The organism is Candidatus Kurthia intestinigallinarum (genome assembly GCF_003991225.1).
GTDB lineage: Bacteria > Bacillota > Bacilli > Bacillales_A > Planococcaceae > Kurthia > Kurthia populi.
In genome coordinates this window covers 133,277-150,267 of record NZ_JTFC01000042.1, presented here as the reverse complement: position 1 = coordinate 150,267, position 16,991 = coordinate 133,277, and the positions used below count along the sequence as shown (strand labels likewise).

The window sequence follows — 16,991 nt, the reverse complement described above, 5'->3', positions numbered from 1 at the left end:
GTTGAATGTTCTTATAATTTAATATCGATATGATATAATTTGTTTTGAAAAATGAAAAGTTAGGTGATGATTTTATGAAACAACGAAAAGAAGGTTCTTGTACAACGATTTTAGTCGGTAAAAAAGCATCGATTGATGGTTCAACGATGATTGCGCGGAATGAAGATAGCGGAAGTGCTTCGTCTAATCCACAACGTTTTATCGTGATGAATCCACAGGATCAGCCACGTCATTATAAATCGGTGCAAAGTACATTTGAAATCGATTTACCAGAAAATCCAATGCGGTATACATCTACACCAGATGCAGCAGAGGGCTTTGGTATTTGGGGAGAATCTGGCATTAATAGTGCTAATGTGGCGATGACTGCAACAGAAACCATCACGACGAATACACGTGTATTAGGTGCAGACCCATTTGTTGATAATGGTATCGGTGAAGAAGACATGCTTACATTAGTACTTCCTTATGTGCATTCTGCTAAAGAAGGCGTACAACGTTTAGGAAGTATTTTAGAACAATATGGCACATACGAATCAAACGGTATCGCTTTCTCGGATGCCGATGATGTATGGTATATGGAAACAATTGGTGGTCACCACTGGGCAGCTGTTCGTATTCCAGACGATGCTTATGTCGTGGCACCAAACCGTTTCAATATTGATCATTTTGATTTTGATTCAGCGGATACACTTTGCTCAGAAGGATTACGTGAGTTTATCGAAGTTCATCATTTAAATCCTGATTTTGAGGGCTATAATTTACGCCATATTTTTGGTAGTGCTTCAATTAAAGATACGCGTTATAACAACCCTCGTGCTTGGTATGTCCAACAATTCTTCAACCCAGAAATCGAACAGCAACCAATGGAGCAAAACCTACCATTTATTTGCCATGCCAATCGTAAAATTTCTGTAGAAGACGTCAAATGGGCGCTTAGCTCACATTTCCAAAACACCGAATTTGACCCATATGGTGAAGGCAGCGAAGATACCAAATTTATGTTCCGTACAATTGGTATTAACCGTAATCAGGAATGTCATATTCTACAAATCCGTCCAGACGTTTCACCAGAAATTGCCGGTGTACACTGGCTTGCATTTGGACCGAATACATTTAATGCCATCGTTCCTTTTTATGCAAATGTATTAGATACACCAGCTTGCTACCGTGATACAAAATCGACATTTGATATTACAAAAATTCATTGGCTAAGCCATACAATTGCCCTGCTTGGAGATACGAATTTTGATTTATACAGCGATCTACATCGTGCCTACGAACAAAAAACGGTGGCAAGTTGCCGTAATATGCAGCTATTAGCAGACCGCGAGGCTACTAAGCAAACAGACATTCAAGCTTATTTAGGCCAAGTGAATGAGGAAATGGCGACATTATGCTTTAACAATACGAACCAGTTACTCGGTAACATGATGGCAACAGGTACAAAACATATGTCTTTAAATTTCTCATTAAATGATTAGTCTACTGAAAGAACCGTTCTTGTGACGGTTCTTTTTATTTATGTACTGTATCTTTGGTCTTATTATTTTTTGAATTTAAATTCTTTTTAAAAATTATCCCTCCTATAATAACATTATTTTTTCGAATTTTTTCACAGCATAGTGTATAATTATTTAAAAATCCCTCAAAAAAATGATAGATATTCCTTTTATAGAATTTACCTTTGTGAAGGAGGCATTAAATGGAATCGGCAAATTGGATTGATCACATCAACATTTGTTCACTACTCGCATCATTAAAACAAAAAGTAGGTGTACCTGATGATGTAACAACGAAACAAATCCAACCAATTTTACAAGAGGCGCTCTTAATCGTTAAACAAAATAAAACATACCTGACATTATTAACACAATTATTAGAACATGAAAAAACAGTACTTCGACATTCTTTTCATGTAACAGTCTATTCGCTTGCAATTGGCTCAAAAATTAATATGAAAAGAGAAGAACTACAACATTTAGCACTAGCAGCTCTCTTACATGATATTGGCAAAATCTCAATTCGGTCTACTTTGTTAAATAAACCAGGAAGGCTTACTCAAAAAGAATACGAGGAAATAAAAACACATACCATTTGGGGGCTGGACTATTTGCAGTCCTATGCACCATTCCCAAATGGTATTCAAGAAGTTGTTGTGCAGCATCATGAGCGCTTAGATGGAAGTGGTTATCCATATCGTTTAACAGCGAAATACATCCATCCATGGGCAAAGATTGTGGCAGTGAGTGATGTTTTCGATGCCTTAACAGCGAAAAGATGCTACAAACAAGCGATGCCTCCTATAGAAGCGCTTAGCGTTTTACAGCATGATATAGACAGAAAATTAGATGCTACGTATGTTGCACTTTTGGCATCATGTATTGCGACGCCTATTATGAGTAAATACAAAGACTAAAAATATTTATTTAGATTATCTTAAATGGGTATGCTTCGGCATACCCATTTTTTTATTGGTTAAACATTAAGAATACAATAAAAAATAACAAAATAAGCAAATAAACATTAAAATATTACAAAAAGTAGGTAATTTATATTTCAAAAAAATATTTAATAATATGTTTATGACATAAATAAGATATAATCGCATTATTTGATCGAATTTTATCATCTATTCGTTATTCAAATGACACATTTCTTTTCTACAATTAAATAAAAACAATTAGAATGGAGATGCCTATGAAAACTTCCACTAAGACAGCAACCACGATTTTTTTTGGTACTGCAATGGCCCTTACTTCAACAATGGATGCCTCTGCCGCAACATACACTGTAAAAGCGGGCGATTCATTAAGTAAAATCGGCTCTAAATATGGCGTATCTTACCAAACGCTTATGCAACAAAACGGGCTTTCTTCTACCGTTATCCATGTTGGACAAATTTTAAAAGTTAATAAATCAACTTCAAAATCTCCGTCCACTACAAAACAACCCTCAACGACATCATCTAAGAGTACATATACTGTGAAAGCGGGCGATTCATTAAGTAAAATTGCAAGTCGCTATGGCACAAGCTATCAAAAACTAATGACGTTAAATAATCTTTCTTCGACAACGATATTTGTCGGTCAAAAATTAACCGTTTCAGGTAAGACAACGACGACTGCTCCTTCTTCGGATTCATCGACGACAAGTAGTTCATCAAATACGTCATCAAAAAGTTATATTGTAAAAAGTGGCGATTCCCTAAGTAAAATTGCGGCAGCGCACGGAACAACCTATCAAAAGCTAATGACATTGAATAATCTTTCTTCGACAACAATTTTTGTCGGTCAAAAATTAACCGTTTCAGGAAAAGTATCAACTCCTGCTCCGTCAACGGGTTCCTCTTCAAACTCGTCAACAACGACCGAAACAGCATCAAGTAACTCGTCTACCTATACTGTGAAAGCTGGCGATTCCCTAAGTAAAATTGCGGCAGCGCACGGAACAACCTATCAAAAGCTAATGACATTAAACAATCTTTCTTCGACAACGATTTTTGTCGGTCAAAAATTAACCGTTTCAGGTAAGGTATTAACAGCGTCTACAAATACGACCGATAAAACACCTTCAACAACACCTGTTTCTAATTCTGATAACGTCATCGCAAATGCATATAAGCATTTAGGTGTACCTTATGTATTCGGTGGTTCAAGTCCAAGAGGATTTGATTGCTCGGGCTTTATTTATTATGTTTATAATCAATCAGGTAAAAATATGGGTCGTACAAACGCGGCTGGCTACTATAATATGGCAAAGAAAACATCTACACCTCGCGTCGGCGATCTAGTATTCTTTAGCGGCACGTATAAAAGCGGTATTTCACATGTTGGTTTTTATATCGGTAATGGACAGATGATTTCTGCGGCAAGCTCTGGCATTAAAGTAGATTCAATTCATACTGGTTATTGGAGTAAATATTTCACAGGATACGGCTCACTATAATTTTCTACCTTTAAAAACAGGCACTGCATAAAAGCAGTGCCTGTTTTTTTACGTGTTCATAACCCATTCATAAAGAGAGATTATACTCGTGATAACGACTTAAGGAAAGGAAGTATACAATGTTTTCATTATCAATTAAAGAAATGACTTTTTTTAAATTAAAGTATTTATTGATTGGGTTTATTTTATTTTTTGTTGCAGCGCTCGTATTTATTATTAGTGGATTAGCAAATGGGCTAGCAAACGATAATGCCTCTTCTATGAAAGAATTAGAGGTAACAAATTTTTATTTAGCGGAGGATAGTGAAAATCGATTAGATCGATCACAGTTTACAATCGAACAAGCAGAAAAAGCGAAAGATGCTTCTGCATTTGGTGTTCAAATGCAAACAACTGAAAAAGGTAAAGATGGGAAAAAAATTGACAGCACGTTTATGACATTTGAAAACGAAAAATTATTACCAACTATTATAGAAGGTAAGATGCCTCAAAACGCTAATGAAGTGATTGTTGATAAAACAATGCAAGAACATGGCGTAAAACTTGGTAGTGTGCTTTATCTACCATCTGTTGAAAAAAAGGTAAAGGTTTCAGCATTCACAGAACATTTTACGTATAGCCATACACCGGTAATCGTTATCCAGCCTGCACTATGGGAAAAAGTAGGATTTACTTATAATGCGCTTGTTTCAACTTCAGGGACTCCTGCACAATCAATTGATGGTGACTGGTCAACCAAAGAAGATGTTGTGGCACAAATTCCAGGCTATAGTGCAGAGCAAAGTTCTCTAAATATGATGCTTAGCTTCTTAATTATTATTGCTGTATTCGTATTAGGAGCTTTCTTCTATATTATGACGATTCAAAAAGTACAACAATTTGGTATTTTAAAAGCAATTGGCGCGAAAAGCAAATCACTTATTCGCGCAACGATGCTACAAGTATTCATTTTATCGATTACTAGCATTACACTTGCTGCGCTATTCGCTTATATCTTACCTCTATTTATGCCAGAAGGAATGCCATTTGTTTTTGAGCCAACAGTTATTTTAAGTTATGGTGCCGCGTTATTTGCAGTTTCATTAATTGGTGCACTCATTTCAACAATTAGTATTGTAAAGGCCGATCCAATTCAAGCAATGGGGAGAGTAGAATAATGACATTAAAACTTCAACATATCACACAGCAATTCCAAGATGGTGATGATACATTAACAGTTGTAGAAAATTTAGATTTTGAGGTAAATAAAGGAGAGCTTGTCGCAATTATTGGTCCGTCTGGATGTGGTAAAAGTACGGTTTTATCAATTGCGGGAGCACTTCAAACTCCAACAAGCGGAGATGTTTTCATAAATGGCAAAAATATTTCAAACTACCCTAAAAATAAATTAGCAGATGTGCGTCTAAAAAATATCGGCTATATTTTCCAAGCATCAAACTTAGTACCATTCTTGATGGTAAAAGATCAGCTAAAAGTAGTTGCTGATTTAAATAATACTTGGGATGAAAAACGAGCGGATGAATTATTAGAAGCGGTTGGTATGAGTCACCGGAAAAAACAACATATCCAACATTTATCTGGTGGTGAAAAGCAACGTGTTGCTATCGCTCGTGCATTTATGAATGATCCAGAATTAATTTTAGCGGATGAACCAACTGCATCGCTTGACGCAAGTCGTAGTGAAGAAATTGTCGCATTAATTGCGCATGAGGTGCATACACGTAATAAAGCTGCCGTTATCGTAACACATGATGAAAGTGTTTTACCTTACTGTGATATCATTTATGAAATGCAACAAGGAAAATTGGTCAAACAAAAAGAAACATCGCAGTAATTGCGATGTTTTTATTTTTCGACAGCTTTTGTCTATTTTTGTCGAAAAAAGTTTTGCGTTATTTCCATTAAAAAAAGCTAGATTTAGCTAAAAAAAGTAATTTTTTATAAAAAAGGCTGTATTAAAGTCCTGAAATACGTATTTTTAATCGTTTTATAGGACTTTAATTGATTGACGCAGAAAAAAAGAATTGGTATGATAGTTTCCGGATAAAGATTTTGTCGAAAAATGACGAATTAATTATATATTATTAGGAGGATTTCCCCCATGAAATCTACAGGTATTGTACGTAAAGTTGACGAGCTAGGCCGTGTCGTTATTCCTATCGAATTACGCCGCACATTAAAAATTGCAGAAAAAGACGCATTAGAAATCTACGTTGATGATGATAAAATTATCTTAAAAAAATATTTACCAAATATGACTTGTGCTGTTACAGGTGAAGTATCAGATGATAACTTCCGCCTTGCTGGTGGCAACTTAATCTTAAGCCCAGAAGGCGCACAAATCTTAGTAAAAGAAATTCAATCTCAATTAAACAAATAAATTCCCCTGCTATTAAAAACTATTTAACGTATCACCTCATGTAAATGATATAAGAGGCCCTACTAAATTTTCGCCGATTTAGTAGGGTCTCTATTTTGTATGTAAAAAATAAGTTTACACTAATAAAGTAAAAGTATCGTATAACGTTATCTAAAATTTATATGGAGGTGTTTATTATGAACAAATTAGTTGCAGAAGCAATCGGCACATTTGTACTTGTTCTATTCGGTACAGGGACAGCTGTTCTTGGCGGCGGTATTGAAGGCATCGGTATTTTAGGCATTGCCATGGCATTTGGTCTATCTATTATCGCAATGGCTTATTCAATTGGTACAATCTCAGGTTGTCACGTCAATCCAGCTGTTTCAATTGCGATGTTCGTAAATAAACGTATTAACGCAACAGAGTTAGTTTATTATCTTGTAGGGCAAGTTATTGGTGGTATCTTAGGCTCACTTGTCTTATTTACATTCTTAAATTTATCAAATTTATCTACTATCAACATGGGGCAAAATGGTTTTGGCGATCTAGGCGCAGGTGGTGCACTATTAGTTGAGTTTATCTTAACATTTGTCTTTGTACTTGTTATCATGGTTGTTACAGGTCGTAAAGGCAATGCGAACTTAGCGGGCCTAGTTATTGGTTTTACATTAGTATTAATTCACTTACTAGGTATTCCATTAACAGGTACATCTGTAAACCCTGCTCGTAGCTTAGGACCAGCTGTTTTTGCTGGCGGTGAAGCATTATCACAATTATGGGTGTTTATCGTTGCGCCAATTCTTGGTGGTATTGTAGCAGCTATAGTTGGAAAAATGTTCTTCCAAACAGAGCAAGGTAATGAATCAATTGTTAATAAAGATATCGATTAATTCATATAGCTTTTAATCTAACAAGTGGCTTTAACATACGTGTAAAAGCAACTGCCCCTATAAGCATAAAAAACCGGAATCGCGCTGTAGTGCGGTTCCGGTTTTTCGTTGCGAACGCAAAAAAAAGGAAATGACATATTTTTTACATTCACGTTTTTACGAGCATTTAAAGCTATTAAAAGAGAAGATTTTGCATAAATTTGCAATAAATTTTATAAAAAACATAAAAAGTTAAAAGATTTATATATCTTATTCTCTGTATAATAAATAAGAAGCGAGGTGGGTAAATGAATTTTGAAGTATTTGATTTAGCTTTTGAACAATTATTTCATGCAACACAGCAAGCAGGAGAAGATTTTAAACGCATAATGGAATATGAAAGCTTTTGCATTTTAGAGAAGTATAAACAAATGATTTGGCAATGCCGTGAAGTTTTCTCTTTTAATTATGACCTATACTTAATGCATTGTACCTTACACGATGAACACACGCAGAAAATGTTAACGGTTGCAATGGACGTGCGACTAGCGCAGTTTATTCAATTAGCGAATGATATGCATGATGCTGTCGCACAATGGGGCCAATATGTTCGTTTCAATAATATTACATTGTTGATGAATGAAATGCTTGATACCATTGATCATTCCATTGTTTTTTTAAGTGATTGTTTCCAAGAAAAAGGAACGATATAAAAAGAAGGTCCTCCAAATTGGAAGACCTTCTTTGTCTTTATTTCACTTCTTGTTCTTGCTCTTCATTGAACCATAATGGATCCATATCATCGATATCGCCATTATAATTAATAAATACTTCTTCGCCCGCTTTAATATCTTTAAAAGCAGAGAAATCAAATGTTTCATTATCAAAATTAATATCATACGTTGCATTTGGTTCATATGAATGGTTGAATAGCATACCATAACCTAATAAGATTGCTGAGCGTCCAATACCATATTCAAATGCGTAATCCGCAAATACTGTTTTTTCAATATATTGATGTTCTTCATTTGGATAAGCCAGAACAGGTGCTTGGTGGAAAAGTGTGCCTGCTTTAATATCTACGGTCGCAAATACGCCACGACCACTTACTTCTGAGTTTTTAATTTCAATCATTGTTATGTTGGTTCTCCTAGTCAGGTAAATTATGTTTCGCTATTAACTGTAACATGAATTGCCTATGAACGCTTGATTTTTTTACTCGTATTCATATAAATCAGTCCTGCTATTATAATAACAATCATTAAAATTGTCGCAACAATACCAAAACTTTGATTGTTTGTTTTAATACTAGGTATAATTAATAGAAGACACCCTGTAATACCTAGCATCATTACACCCATCGCACGACAAAGAGCTACTTCATCATACTTCTCCTTTTCTAATGCTGCCATCGTATTATACCCGGCAATTAAAAATGCACCTTTCCCCATAAGTAGGATAATACTTAAAATTAAAAATAAAATAATAACTACCCCTAATATAATCATACGCCACCTCCTGAATCTATTTTACAATATTTAACACTTCTAAATCTATTATTGATACAAAATTCTTACTTGTGGTGCTATCTACTATATGTGCTGAAGCAGCAAAAATTGAAAATTTTTTCTCAAAAGTGGGAACCAAAGTGGGAACCGTTTAAAAACGTTGCACTATATCTTTTCTATAAAGCATGATATAATAGGCTTTCAAGACATTTAAAAAGGACTGAAATTCACTTGATTAATATTGAAATGCCAAAACCAACCGTTGTTATTCAACAACGTGAACAACAACTAAAAGAAGGCGAAGCGCCAATTACGCCATTCCATGGTTTTATTGATTTACACAAAATCACTCGTGAAAAAGGCGGTATCTTCTTATTTTATAATGAAGCAAACGAAGTACTATTCGTTGGTAAAGCACGTAAAATCCGTCAACGTGTGAAAAAACACTTTGAAGATAACGTATCTCCAGTAAAAGATCACCGTAACGAAATTTTCAAAATTGAAGTGTATGAAATTGAAGATCCAATGGAACGTGAAATTTATGAAACATACGCTATCAATGCTTTCGAAGCAAAATGCAATGTAGATAAAGTATTCTTCGACAAATAAAATAACGTAAAAAACAGGAGGCGATTTTTTTAATCTACCTCTTGTTTTTTTTATGTTTTAAAATAAAAAATTTCACAAAGAAAACTATATCTATCTATGTTTGTACTCTTTTTCTAGTGCTTGAATGACCGATTCTAAAGCGACTTTCACCCCAAATTATGCTACAATTTACTAGATGAATGTACGAAAGGATGAGCAACGTGAGCGAACAAAAAATCGTCGGCATTGAGGAATTTGAAACACGTCGTCGGCATGCACTACGCGACGCGGAGCGTAATGCCTTCGAGAGTCATATACCTGTATCCTACAAACATGACATTAAAAATTACCGCGCTTATGTAGATCATACCCGTCAAGCACCTACTGCAGAGAGTATGTATGATTATTTGTACTATTCGATTACAGAGGAAAAAGTGAAAAAGACGACATTTGAAAAACGATTAGCAGCCATTAAAAAGTTATTAAAAGTAGAGTATGGCATTACATTTTTAAATAATGAAGCGTATTTAAAAGAGACAGCCTACTTGCGAAGTTTATTTAATAAGGAAGAGTTTGCACGTCAAAAGCAAATTAAAGGGAAAAAACCTGTAGATTCCGCGCAGTTGAAAGAGGCCTTATCGTTACTAGATGTTCGTGGACGTGCGATTTGTCTCGTTAATTTAATTACTGGCAATCGTCCAAATGAAATGGTCGCCTTACAAATGCGCGACTTTGATTTAACAAGCCATACCGTTGATGTGTATTTGAAAAAGCAAAAGACATTTAAAACGAAGCGTTTAACGGATGAAGCAATCCAAGCCATAAAGCTCTACATTCAGGAATATGACTTAAAAACGGATGATTACTTTGTTGGACAAATCATTGCCAATCAATACGGCAAAAAATACCGTAGTAAGCATGTTACTGAACGTAGTTATTTAAATGATTTGAATAAGTGGACAGGCTTATCCGGCTATAATTTCCGAAAAACTCTCGTAACAGATATGCATGAAAAAGGAGCAGACCTTGCGACAATCGCTGAACAAACTGGTCACCGCTCACTTGATACGATATCTAAGCATTACTTATCTGTATCAGATAAAACAATTGATAAATTTTTACCTTAAAAAAAGAGGTTGGTACAAAATATGTCATTTTCCTTTTTTTAGCGTTCGCAACGAAAAACCGGAACCGCACTACAGCGCGATTCCGGTTTTTCTTTTTCATTTATTTAGTGTTTTGTAAATTCAACTGTTGCTTCATTTTTCAATGTATTACCGATAATACAACCACGTTCAACCGTGATTAAGAATTTATCCTCATCATATTCAGATGGGAATGGTGGATAAGTAAGTTTTAGATGGAAATGGGTAAAGCGTTTTACACCTGATTCAGAAAGTGTACCCTCTACCTCTGCTGCTAAATCCGCTTCATTATAGTCAATGCCATCGCGCTCTAGTACTTCACGCATTGTTTTTACAGCACATGAGGCAAGCGTTGCTTCCACTAAAATTTTAGGATCTGCACCTGGCAAATCGTATGTTTTATCACCTGAATTAATTGTAATAACGTCGTTTATCTTTTGAATTTTTGTAGCCATTCTATCGCCTCCTACTGTCATTTTTCCCTGCATCTTTTAAACTAAACGTAAAATCATTTAAGTTTTTCTGCAAAGTAGTAAATTTTCCATAAAATTTATGATACGCTTTAATAAAGGGAGGCGCTTTTATGAAAAAATTAAATCGATTCACGCTCGTATTTGCATTATTGAGCTTTGTGCTATCATTATTTTTATTTATTAAGCCCATCAGTACATTAAAAGTAATTGTTATTACATGCGCTGTTATTGCCATCATAAAAGGGGTATTTGATTTATGGAGATACTTCCAAATCAAAAAGAAAACGGGTAGTGGCCCAACATTTCGCTTAATTACAGGCATCACGATTGGAGCATTAGGTCTGTATTTATGTATTTATCCAACAGGCGGCGTAACGATTATTGGCATTATTTTTGCGATTTGGTTCTTAATTGAAATCATTGGCAATTTAATCGAAATACAAGTAATGCGCGCGCAAAAATCATGGTATCTCGTTGCGATGATTTTTAATCTATTATGCTTAGTCGTAGCCGTGCTATTACTTATTCGTCCTAGCTATGCGGCGATTAGTTTAACATTAATGTTTGCATTTTATTTCTTATTCCAAAGTATTGCCCTATTTGTCGGCTATTTTGGTCTAAAGAAATTAACACATTAAAAAAATAGGGCATCCACTTCAGTGGGGCCCTCTTTTCATATCGTTAGGAGGAAAAACATGGACATTCAAGAAGTGATTTGTCAGATTGCTAATATCGATGACACAGTGGCATTTTATGAAGCAATGGGCTTTAAGGTGAGCAAGCAGGCTACAAGTGCTAGCGTGGAAATTGGCACGAGTAAGCTAACATTTATTAGTGGCCCGGATGCTTATACGTATCATATCGCCTTTAATATCCCGCGAAATGCTTTTCCCGATGCGAAGGAATGGCTACAGCAATTTGTAGAATTAATTGCTGAAGATGGCGAAGATGAAGTGTATTTTGAACGAATTGATGCCTACTCTGTCTATTTTTATGATCCAGCCGGTAATATTATGGAGCTTATCGCGCGCCGCCAAGAGGTTGAGGACGCAGAATATGAGACCTTTTCATCTGACACCATTTTAGCGATTGGTGAGGTGGGCTTTGTGATGCCACATATTGAGCAGGCACTGCATGTCATGGAAGATTTTCATATTCCTGTACGCGCCGGAAGCACCCCTTCTACGACAATGATTACATTTTACGGAGAAAATGGCTGCTACATTATTACCGCTCCTGCAGGGCGGAAATGGCTCTTTTCGTCACTTGTCGCCACGCCTTCTCCGATTACGATTCACACATCGTATGGCACGATTATGTATCCGACAAATCTTGCCAAAAATCATCGAGAGACGTAATGCACTTTCCCCTATACTAATTGTAACGAGGTGAAGGAAATGAATTTACAAAGGTTTAATGACGTTTTGCATTATATTGAGGCGCATATTACAGAAACGATTGCAATAGATGACCTTGCGCGCTGTGCGATGCTCTCACCGTACAATTTGCAAAAGCTTTTTACGGTGCTAACAGGTATTCCACTTGGTGAATATATTCGCCGCCGCAAGCTCTCTCGCTCATTATTCGAGCTACTTGAGACTAAGCAATCCATCCTTGATATTGCCCTACAATATGGCTATGCCGGACCAGATAATTATACGAAGGCCTGCAAAAAGTACTTTGGCTGTACCCCATCTGATATTCGCGCTAAGCGTCAAACTGTTTCCGCATTTCCGAAGCTCTCGATTCATGTTCAAATTAAAGGAGGAAGTTCAATGAATTATCGTGTCGAACAATTAGATGCCTTTCAAGTAGTCGGTGTAAAGGAAAGCTATGCGTCGATGGATGAAGGTGTAGAAAAAATTCCCGCGTTTTGGCGTCAGTTCTCTGGTACAGATAAAGAGCAACAGTTATTAAAGGAAGCCTCAGATGACGCGATGCTAGGGCTGTGTATCCCCACAGAGGATACTGCCTATGATTATGTCATTGGCGTGAAAACCGATAATACCCCATCATCATTTGAATCCTGGACAATTCCCGCTTCTAAATGGCTTGTCTTCGAAGCGGTTGGACCGGTCCCAACCGCCATCCAGCAAACCACACGTGAAATTTTTGAAAGCTTTTTGCCAAGCTCTCAATATGAATTTACCCAAGCACCTGACTTTGAACGCTATCCTAACGGGGATGTGACCGCACAGGATTATGTGACAGAGATTTGGATTCCTGTAAAATAAAACATTTTAGCTATTAAAAACTGCCCTCATATGATTAATGAGGGCAGTTTTTAATAGAACGTAAACCAAATTCCGACAACTAAAGAAACGAGCACAAATACCACATATAATGATGGGATATCAAACAATAATCCCACTAAGAATCTGAAAAGAGATTTAACCATTTCTCCTTTCCCTTCCGTTTTAGCTTCTTTTATGTATTCATTTATTAAAAAAATAATGTTAATTAAGAAAAAAAGAATTAAGATTAACCCGATTATTTTCACTGTTTTAAACGCTCCTAGCATTTATTGCTTATACTAATATAACATTTAATATAGAAACATTGAATTTATCGCCTAACACCTTCTTAACTTTCAGCAAAATTGGCCGTTATAGTAACTAGAAGGACGTGAAGCTATGAACCGACGATTTCAGATAATGATGACCCTTGCGTTAGCAAGTGCTCTTACTTTTTCAACACTTACAGTAGATGCCGCAAGCTATAAGCTTAGCAGCAATAAACTCGTAAATGCACAAACGGGGAAAACAGCAAAAGGCTATATTACGTATAATAAAAAGCTCTATAAAAATGGAAAGATTTTTAGTGGCATTTATAGCGATAAGCTATACAAAAACGGCAAAGTCGATAAGAAAAATTATTATGTCACCGGTAGCACACTCTATAAAAATGGGCGCATTGTGTATTCACTCGTTTTATACAATGGTGTGCTCTATAACAGCTCGATGCGTGCTGTCGGTAAAATCGTTTATGATAATAAACTGTATGTAAATGGCAAAATAAAAGAAGGCATTGTATTATCCTCTAATAAACAATTATATGAAAATGGTGTATTGAAAAAAGGTTTTGCGATTTATAAGAACCGTATTTATTTTGATGGTTTACTTTATGGAGATACGGTTGTCTTTAATAGCCAGCTTTTTATCGAGGGTGATTTAGCAGAAGGTTTGAAGGTATACGATGACCATTTATTTTTAGATGGCAAGCTCGCACCTGGTTATATGTTGTATAACCCAACAGGTGATCCTGAAAATTTTGAAGCAGAGGTGTTGTATTATAAAGGCTTTATTGTGAAGGGTGAATTCGTTTACGAGGGCATGACGTATATCGATGGAAAAATTGTATTACCGTAATTAAAAAGAGGCTTTGACATATGTATAAAAACACCCGTTCCTATTAGCATAAGAAAAACCGGAATCGCACTGTAGCGCGGTTCCGGTTTTTAATTGCGAACGCTAAAAAAGGAAAATGACGTGTTTTGTCCCAGCCTCTTTTATATGCTTAGTTATGAATGCGACGTTCTGCTTCTTCTTCATAATATTCGCGTTGGACAACATTTGCTTGCTCAACTAATGTTGGTAAACGGAAAAAGTCAACAATCCACCAAATAATCGCAATTCCTAATGCGACAACGCCAATATCAATTAAGAATGCAAAAAAGAATACCAGTGTTAGCGTTAAAATCGCTAAGCCGCTTCCCATATGGTTTAAATAAAATTTATGAACGCCAAAAAGGCCAAAAATCCAACGTTTACGCGCTGTTTTTAAATCACGATAGCCGTCTTCTTTTAATTTTTCTTCAACGTATGCCGCACGTTTTTCTTCTACTGTGCTCATGTAAAATCCTCCTACATAGTGCTCGTTTTATGTCACTTTCTATTATAGAAGAAAATACGTTTAAAAATCGTTAAATTTGAAAGTTTCTTTTACATTTTTATGTACTAGACAAAAAAACATCGCTCTAAGCACATAAATTATCCATAATTACAGATTTTTTCTTTTTATATAGACTAGCAAGTAATAATTTTATATGATTTAAATGCTTTATAAATTTTTTTATTGCGTATTTTGTCGAATAATGTCATAATATGAACGCGTGAATCATTTAAAGGAGGTCGATTTCATGCGCATTATCATCTTTGAACAAGATTATAGCGATATTAATACGATCCATAACTCAATTGAACGATTAGCAAAATTTAAAGAATATACAATTTATCAAGTGTTAACAACACGTAAAGTACAATCCATTTTAGATTACCTAGAAAGCTACGTGGCAGACAGTTACTTTATTTCTATTCGCCCCGATCAGCCCGAAACACTTGATCTAGCAAAACACGTTCGTCAAGAGAATCCATCAACCCAAATTGTTTTGATTATAGAAGAGCAAACTGCTGAAATACAAGCACTTGCGACGCAAATCGACGCATCCCATATTATTGAGAAAAATACAAAAGCGACACTACAACGTTATGTTGAGGAAGCTTTTGAGACAAATTACCAACAATATATGATTGATTCAGCTATTCTTAAAAAATCAATTTCTTAAATAAATCAAAAACAGGAGCCGCGTCGATGCAGCTCCTGTTTTTTCAATTAATCGTTCTAGCTTCCAAAGAACTTCTCGCGTTCTTCTTCTGACATATGCTTGCCTGCCTCTTTCATAATCAGCATAACTAAGATAAAGGTAATGACCATAAAAGCGATATTCATACCCTGCTTCAGTAAAATCCCCTTGTCATAGGCATTCACACCGTATTGTGTAATTAAATAGCCTTGTAATAACGCAGATAAAATTTCTTTCACAACAATGGATAGCGTGAAAACGACAAATAGTAATTTTACTTTCTTCGTATGGAAAATGGGTAGTATGCGTGCGCGGCGTTCTGGGTCAATCGCAAATAAATCAAGTGCCATATAAAGCATTAATGGCTTTTTAATTAAAATGGAAACAAAATACACGCCTGCTAGTACATATGTGTAGTAAACATTATTCCATAATAGATTCATTGCCGACCCAGAGAATACCGTAATGAGCATCGTAATAATTAAATCGGCTAAAATAAAGGTCCCGAACACATTCAACTTCTTCTGCTTGCTGAACATATATAGGCCATAAACAATACCGATGCCGGCAGAGATGACCATGGCCATATAATCCGTTAAGCCAATTTTGTCGCGCATATGCCAGATAACGAGTGGGATGGCTACATAAAACACCAAATCCCATAGTGTGGAATTTTTTTTCATATGTATATCGCCCTTCTATTCTATTTTATGTACATACAATACCATACTCATTACAAAAAGAGACAAAAAACCTCTGGAATAATCGAGATTACTGCATTTTAAAGAGGATAATGCCATGTTCAATGCATAAACTGACTAGGATTTAAAACTTATAAGCTACCTAAAAATGAATGCCATTCGAACTAATGGTACCGTTGCCATTTTATACAACGGCCTAAGTTTACTATACATAATCTTCGCCTATTCTAATGAGTTTTGCGTAAATTCATGCAGTTTCTCGAAAACAATCGCATTTTTTTACAAGGTTCATTATCCTTATAATTAGGATAATTAATTAAAGGGAGTTTTATTTTTGACAACTCAGATGACGATTCAACAAGCGTTTGAACATACCGAACTTTGGAATACAATTGGTTTTGAATTTATAAAAGGGGAAAATGGCGAAGCAGAGACAGCCCTTGATTTCCGCCCGGACCTTACAAATGTTGCTGGCACACTACATGGCGGCATGATGATGACAATGCTTGATAATACAATGGGCATTGCCGCATACACATTAGGATTTGATGTCGTGATGACGATTCAAATGGAGACACGATTTATTCGTCCTGTACAAGCTGGTCGCCTACGTGCAACAGCCGTAACGATTGACCGCACACGTACAACTGCGATTTTAGAAGGTCGTATTTACAATGAAGATAATGAATTAATCGCCCTTTGTACGTCTACGTTCAAAGGCGTCAATCATAAATAGCAGCGAATAGGATAGAACCTGTCTCGAAATAAGAAGAAGGAATCGCGCCAAAGCGGATTCCTTCTTTTTTTAAGCCTCT

At 35.8% G+C, this 16,991-nt stretch carries 21 protein-coding genes; 16 read left to right on the top strand and 5 right to left on the bottom strand.

The annotated features are described in order from the left end of the window. Nucleotides 1-74 precede the first annotated feature (74 nt). From QI30_RS17250 to QI30_RS17215, 8 genes are all read left to right on the top strand, one after another. The gene (locus tag QI30_RS17250) at nt 75-1,484 is read left to right on the top strand and encodes a C69 family dipeptidase (RefSeq protein ID WP_126991822.1); all 1,410 of its coding nucleotides are present in this window, start codon (nt 75-77) and stop codon (nt 1,482-1,484) included. Nucleotides 1,485-1,705: 221 nt separating this feature from the next. Continuing rightward, nucleotides 1,706-2,419: an HD-GYP domain-containing protein gene (locus tag QI30_RS17245; protein WP_126991821.1), complete on the top strand. Its 714-nt coding sequence runs from the start codon at nt 1,706-1,708 to the stop codon at nt 2,417-2,419. A 281-nt stretch (nt 2,420-2,700) separates the two neighbouring features. Further along, a complete protein-coding gene (locus QI30_RS17240) occupies nt 2,701-3,948 on the top strand; it encodes a LysM peptidoglycan-binding domain-containing protein (RefSeq protein WP_233600624.1) in 1,248 nt (415 codons plus the stop codon). Between the two features lie 119 nt (nt 3,949-4,067). Beyond that, complete coding sequence (locus tag QI30_RS17235) at nt 4,068-5,105, top strand: ABC transporter permease (protein ID WP_126991819.1); 1,038 nt, start codon at nt 4,068-4,070, stop codon at nt 5,103-5,105. Further along, nucleotides 5,105-5,782 (top strand): ABC transporter ATP-binding protein, encoded by a 678-nt coding sequence (locus QI30_RS17230; protein WP_126991818.1) that lies wholly within the window; start codon nt 5,105-5,107, stop codon nt 5,780-5,782. Before QI30_RS17235 ends, QI30_RS17230 begins: the two co-directional genes overlap by 1 nt. 267 nt (nt 5,783-6,049) lie before the next feature. Further along, nucleotides 6,050-6,328, top strand: a complete 279-nt coding sequence (locus QI30_RS17225) for an AbrB/MazE/SpoVT family DNA-binding domain-containing protein (RefSeq protein WP_126991817.1) — start codon at nt 6,050-6,052, stop codon at nt 6,326-6,328. 176 nt (nt 6,329-6,504) lie between these two features. Further along, nucleotides 6,505-7,200, top strand: a complete 696-nt coding sequence (locus QI30_RS17220) for an MIP family channel protein (protein WP_370323630.1) — start codon at nt 6,505-6,507, stop codon at nt 7,198-7,200. 287 nt (nt 7,201-7,487) lie between these two features. Continuing rightward, complete coding sequence (locus QI30_RS17215) at nt 7,488-7,892, top strand: hypothetical protein (protein ID WP_126991816.1); 405 nt, start codon at nt 7,488-7,490, stop codon at nt 7,890-7,892. 37 nt (nt 7,893-7,929) lie between these two features. On the opposite strand, the gene QI30_RS17210 is transcribed toward QI30_RS17215, so the two are convergent. Beyond that, nucleotides 7,930-8,313, bottom strand: a complete 384-nt coding sequence (locus QI30_RS17210; RefSeq protein ID WP_126991815.1) for an SET domain-containing protein — start codon at nt 8,311-8,313, stop codon at nt 7,930-7,932. A 62-nt stretch (nt 8,314-8,375) separates the two neighbouring features. Then, nucleotides 8,376-8,687: a DUF3784 domain-containing protein gene (locus QI30_RS17205; protein ID WP_126991814.1), complete on the bottom strand. Its 312-nt coding sequence runs from the start codon at nt 8,685-8,687 to the stop codon at nt 8,376-8,378. Between the two features lie 231 nt (nt 8,688-8,918). Between QI30_RS17205 and QI30_RS17200 the strand changes: the two genes are divergently transcribed. Together QI30_RS17200 and QI30_RS17195 are read left to right on the top strand one after the other, a co-directional pair. Then, nucleotides 8,919-9,296, top strand: coding sequence for a nucleotide excision repair endonuclease (locus tag QI30_RS17200; RefSeq protein WP_126991813.1), 378 nt, complete (start codon nt 8,919-8,921; stop codon nt 9,294-9,296). A gap of 200 nt (nt 9,297-9,496) precedes the next feature. Beyond that, the gene (locus QI30_RS17195; RefSeq protein WP_126991812.1) at nt 9,497-10,402 is read left to right on the top strand and encodes a tyrosine-type recombinase/integrase; all 906 of its coding nucleotides are present in this window, start codon (nt 9,497-9,499) and stop codon (nt 10,400-10,402) included. 104 nt (nt 10,403-10,506) lie between these two features. Here QI30_RS17195 and QI30_RS17190 read toward each other — a convergent pair whose 3' ends face one another. Further along, entirely contained in the window at nt 10,507-10,875 is a 369-nt protein-coding gene (locus QI30_RS17190; RefSeq protein ID WP_126991811.1) for an OsmC family protein, read from the bottom strand. 128 nt (nt 10,876-11,003) lie between these two features. On the opposite strand from QI30_RS17190, the gene QI30_RS17185 reads away from it, so the two are divergent. The 4 genes from QI30_RS17185 (at nt 11,004) to QI30_RS17170 (ending at nt 14,261) form a co-directional block, all read left to right on the top strand. Continuing rightward, entirely contained in the window at nt 11,004-11,531 is a 528-nt protein-coding gene (locus QI30_RS17185) for a DUF308 domain-containing protein (RefSeq protein ID WP_126991810.1), read from the top strand. Nucleotides 11,532-11,588: 57 nt separating this feature from the next. Beyond that, on the top strand, nt 11,589-12,251 hold the full coding sequence (locus QI30_RS17180; protein WP_126991809.1) for a glyoxalase: 663 nt from the start codon (nt 11,589-11,591) through the stop codon (nt 12,249-12,251). A gap of 39 nt (nt 12,252-12,290) precedes the next feature. Then, nucleotides 12,291-13,127 carry an AraC family transcriptional regulator gene (locus tag QI30_RS17175; protein ID WP_126991808.1) on the top strand — a complete coding sequence of 279 codons (837 nt, stop codon included), beginning with the start codon at nt 12,291-12,293 and terminating at the stop codon, nt 13,125-13,127. A 399-nt stretch (nt 13,128-13,526) separates the two neighbouring features. Continuing rightward, nucleotides 13,527-14,261 carry a hypothetical protein gene (locus QI30_RS17170; protein ID WP_126991807.1) on the top strand — a complete coding sequence of 245 codons (735 nt, stop codon included), beginning with the start codon at nt 13,527-13,529 and terminating at the stop codon, nt 14,259-14,261. Between the two features lie 148 nt (nt 14,262-14,409). On the opposite strand, the gene QI30_RS17165 is transcribed toward QI30_RS17170, so the two are convergent. Next, complete coding sequence (locus QI30_RS17165) at nt 14,410-14,745, bottom strand: NINE protein (RefSeq protein WP_126991806.1); 336 nt, start codon at nt 14,743-14,745, stop codon at nt 14,410-14,412. 286 nt (nt 14,746-15,031) lie between these two features. Here QI30_RS17165 and QI30_RS17160 point away from each other — a divergent pair, with 286 nt between their 5' ends. Beyond that, the gene (locus QI30_RS17160) at nt 15,032-15,457 is read left to right on the top strand and encodes a response regulator (RefSeq protein WP_126991805.1); all 426 of its coding nucleotides are present in this window, start codon (nt 15,032-15,034) and stop codon (nt 15,455-15,457) included. A 56-nt stretch (nt 15,458-15,513) separates the two neighbouring features. On the opposite strand, the gene QI30_RS17155 is transcribed toward QI30_RS17160, so the two are convergent. Continuing rightward, nucleotides 15,514-16,158, bottom strand: a complete 645-nt coding sequence (locus QI30_RS17155; RefSeq protein WP_126991804.1) for a VC0807 family protein — start codon at nt 16,156-16,158, stop codon at nt 15,514-15,516. 352 nt (nt 16,159-16,510) lie between these two features. On the opposite strand from QI30_RS17155, the gene QI30_RS17150 reads away from it, so the two are divergent. Next, nucleotides 16,511-16,912 (top strand): PaaI family thioesterase, encoded by a 402-nt coding sequence (locus QI30_RS17150; protein WP_126991803.1) that lies wholly within the window; start codon nt 16,511-16,513, stop codon nt 16,910-16,912. Nucleotides 16,913-16,991 lie beyond the last annotated feature (79 nt).

Excerpts from the sequence above, each read along its gene's own strand:
- QI30_RS17245 (WP_126991821.1), top strand. The coding sequence starts at position 1,706 with ATGGAATCGGCAAATTGGATTGATCACATCAACATTTGTTCACTACTC.
- QI30_RS17250 (WP_126991822.1), top strand. The coding sequence starts at position 75 with ATGAAACAACGAAAAGAAGGTTCTTGTACAACGATTTTAGTCGGTAAA.
- QI30_RS17230 (WP_126991818.1), top strand. The coding sequence starts at position 5,105 with ATGACATTAAAACTTCAACATATCACACAGCAATTCCAAGATGGTGAT.
- QI30_RS17160 (WP_126991805.1), top strand. The coding sequence starts at position 15,032 with ATGCGCATTATCATCTTTGAACAAGATTATAGCGATATTAATACGATC.
- QI30_RS17185 (WP_126991810.1), top strand. The coding sequence starts at position 11,004 with ATGAAAAAATTAAATCGATTCACGCTCGTATTTGCATTATTGAGCTTT.
- QI30_RS17215 (WP_126991816.1), top strand. The coding sequence starts at position 7,488 with ATGAATTTTGAAGTATTTGATTTAGCTTTTGAACAATTATTTCATGCA.
- QI30_RS17225 (WP_126991817.1), top strand. The coding sequence starts at position 6,050 with ATGAAATCTACAGGTATTGTACGTAAAGTTGACGAGCTAGGCCGTGTC.
- QI30_RS17175 (WP_126991808.1), top strand. The coding sequence starts at position 12,291 with ATGAATTTACAAAGGTTTAATGACGTTTTGCATTATATTGAGGCGCAT.
- QI30_RS17165 (WP_126991806.1), bottom strand. The coding sequence starts at position 14,745 with ATGAGCACAGTAGAAGAAAAACGTGCGGCATACGTTGAAGAAAAATTA.
- QI30_RS17235 (WP_126991819.1), top strand. The coding sequence starts at position 4,068 with ATGTTTTCATTATCAATTAAAGAAATGACTTTTTTTAAATTAAAGTAT.
- QI30_RS17170 (WP_126991807.1), top strand. The coding sequence starts at position 13,527 with ATGAACCGACGATTTCAGATAATGATGACCCTTGCGTTAGCAAGTGCT.
- QI30_RS17155 (WP_126991804.1), bottom strand. The coding sequence starts at position 16,158 with ATGAAAAAAAATTCCACACTATGGGATTTGGTGTTTTATGTAGCCATC.
- QI30_RS17180 (WP_126991809.1), top strand. The coding sequence starts at position 11,589 with ATGGACATTCAAGAAGTGATTTGTCAGATTGCTAATATCGATGACACA.
- QI30_RS17205 (WP_126991814.1), bottom strand. The coding sequence starts at position 8,687 with ATGATTATATTAGGGGTAGTTATTATTTTATTTTTAATTTTAAGTATT.
- QI30_RS17210 (WP_126991815.1), bottom strand. The coding sequence starts at position 8,313 with ATGATTGAAATTAAAAACTCAGAAGTAAGTGGTCGTGGCGTATTTGCG.
- QI30_RS17240 (WP_233600624.1), top strand. The coding sequence starts at position 2,701 with ATGAAAACTTCCACTAAGACAGCAACCACGATTTTTTTTGGTACTGCA.
- QI30_RS17190 (WP_126991811.1), bottom strand. The coding sequence starts at position 10,875 with ATGGCTACAAAAATTCAAAAGATAAACGACGTTATTACAATTAATTCA.
- QI30_RS17220 (WP_370323630.1), top strand. The coding sequence starts at position 6,505 with ATGAACAAATTAGTTGCAGAAGCAATCGGCACATTTGTACTTGTTCTA.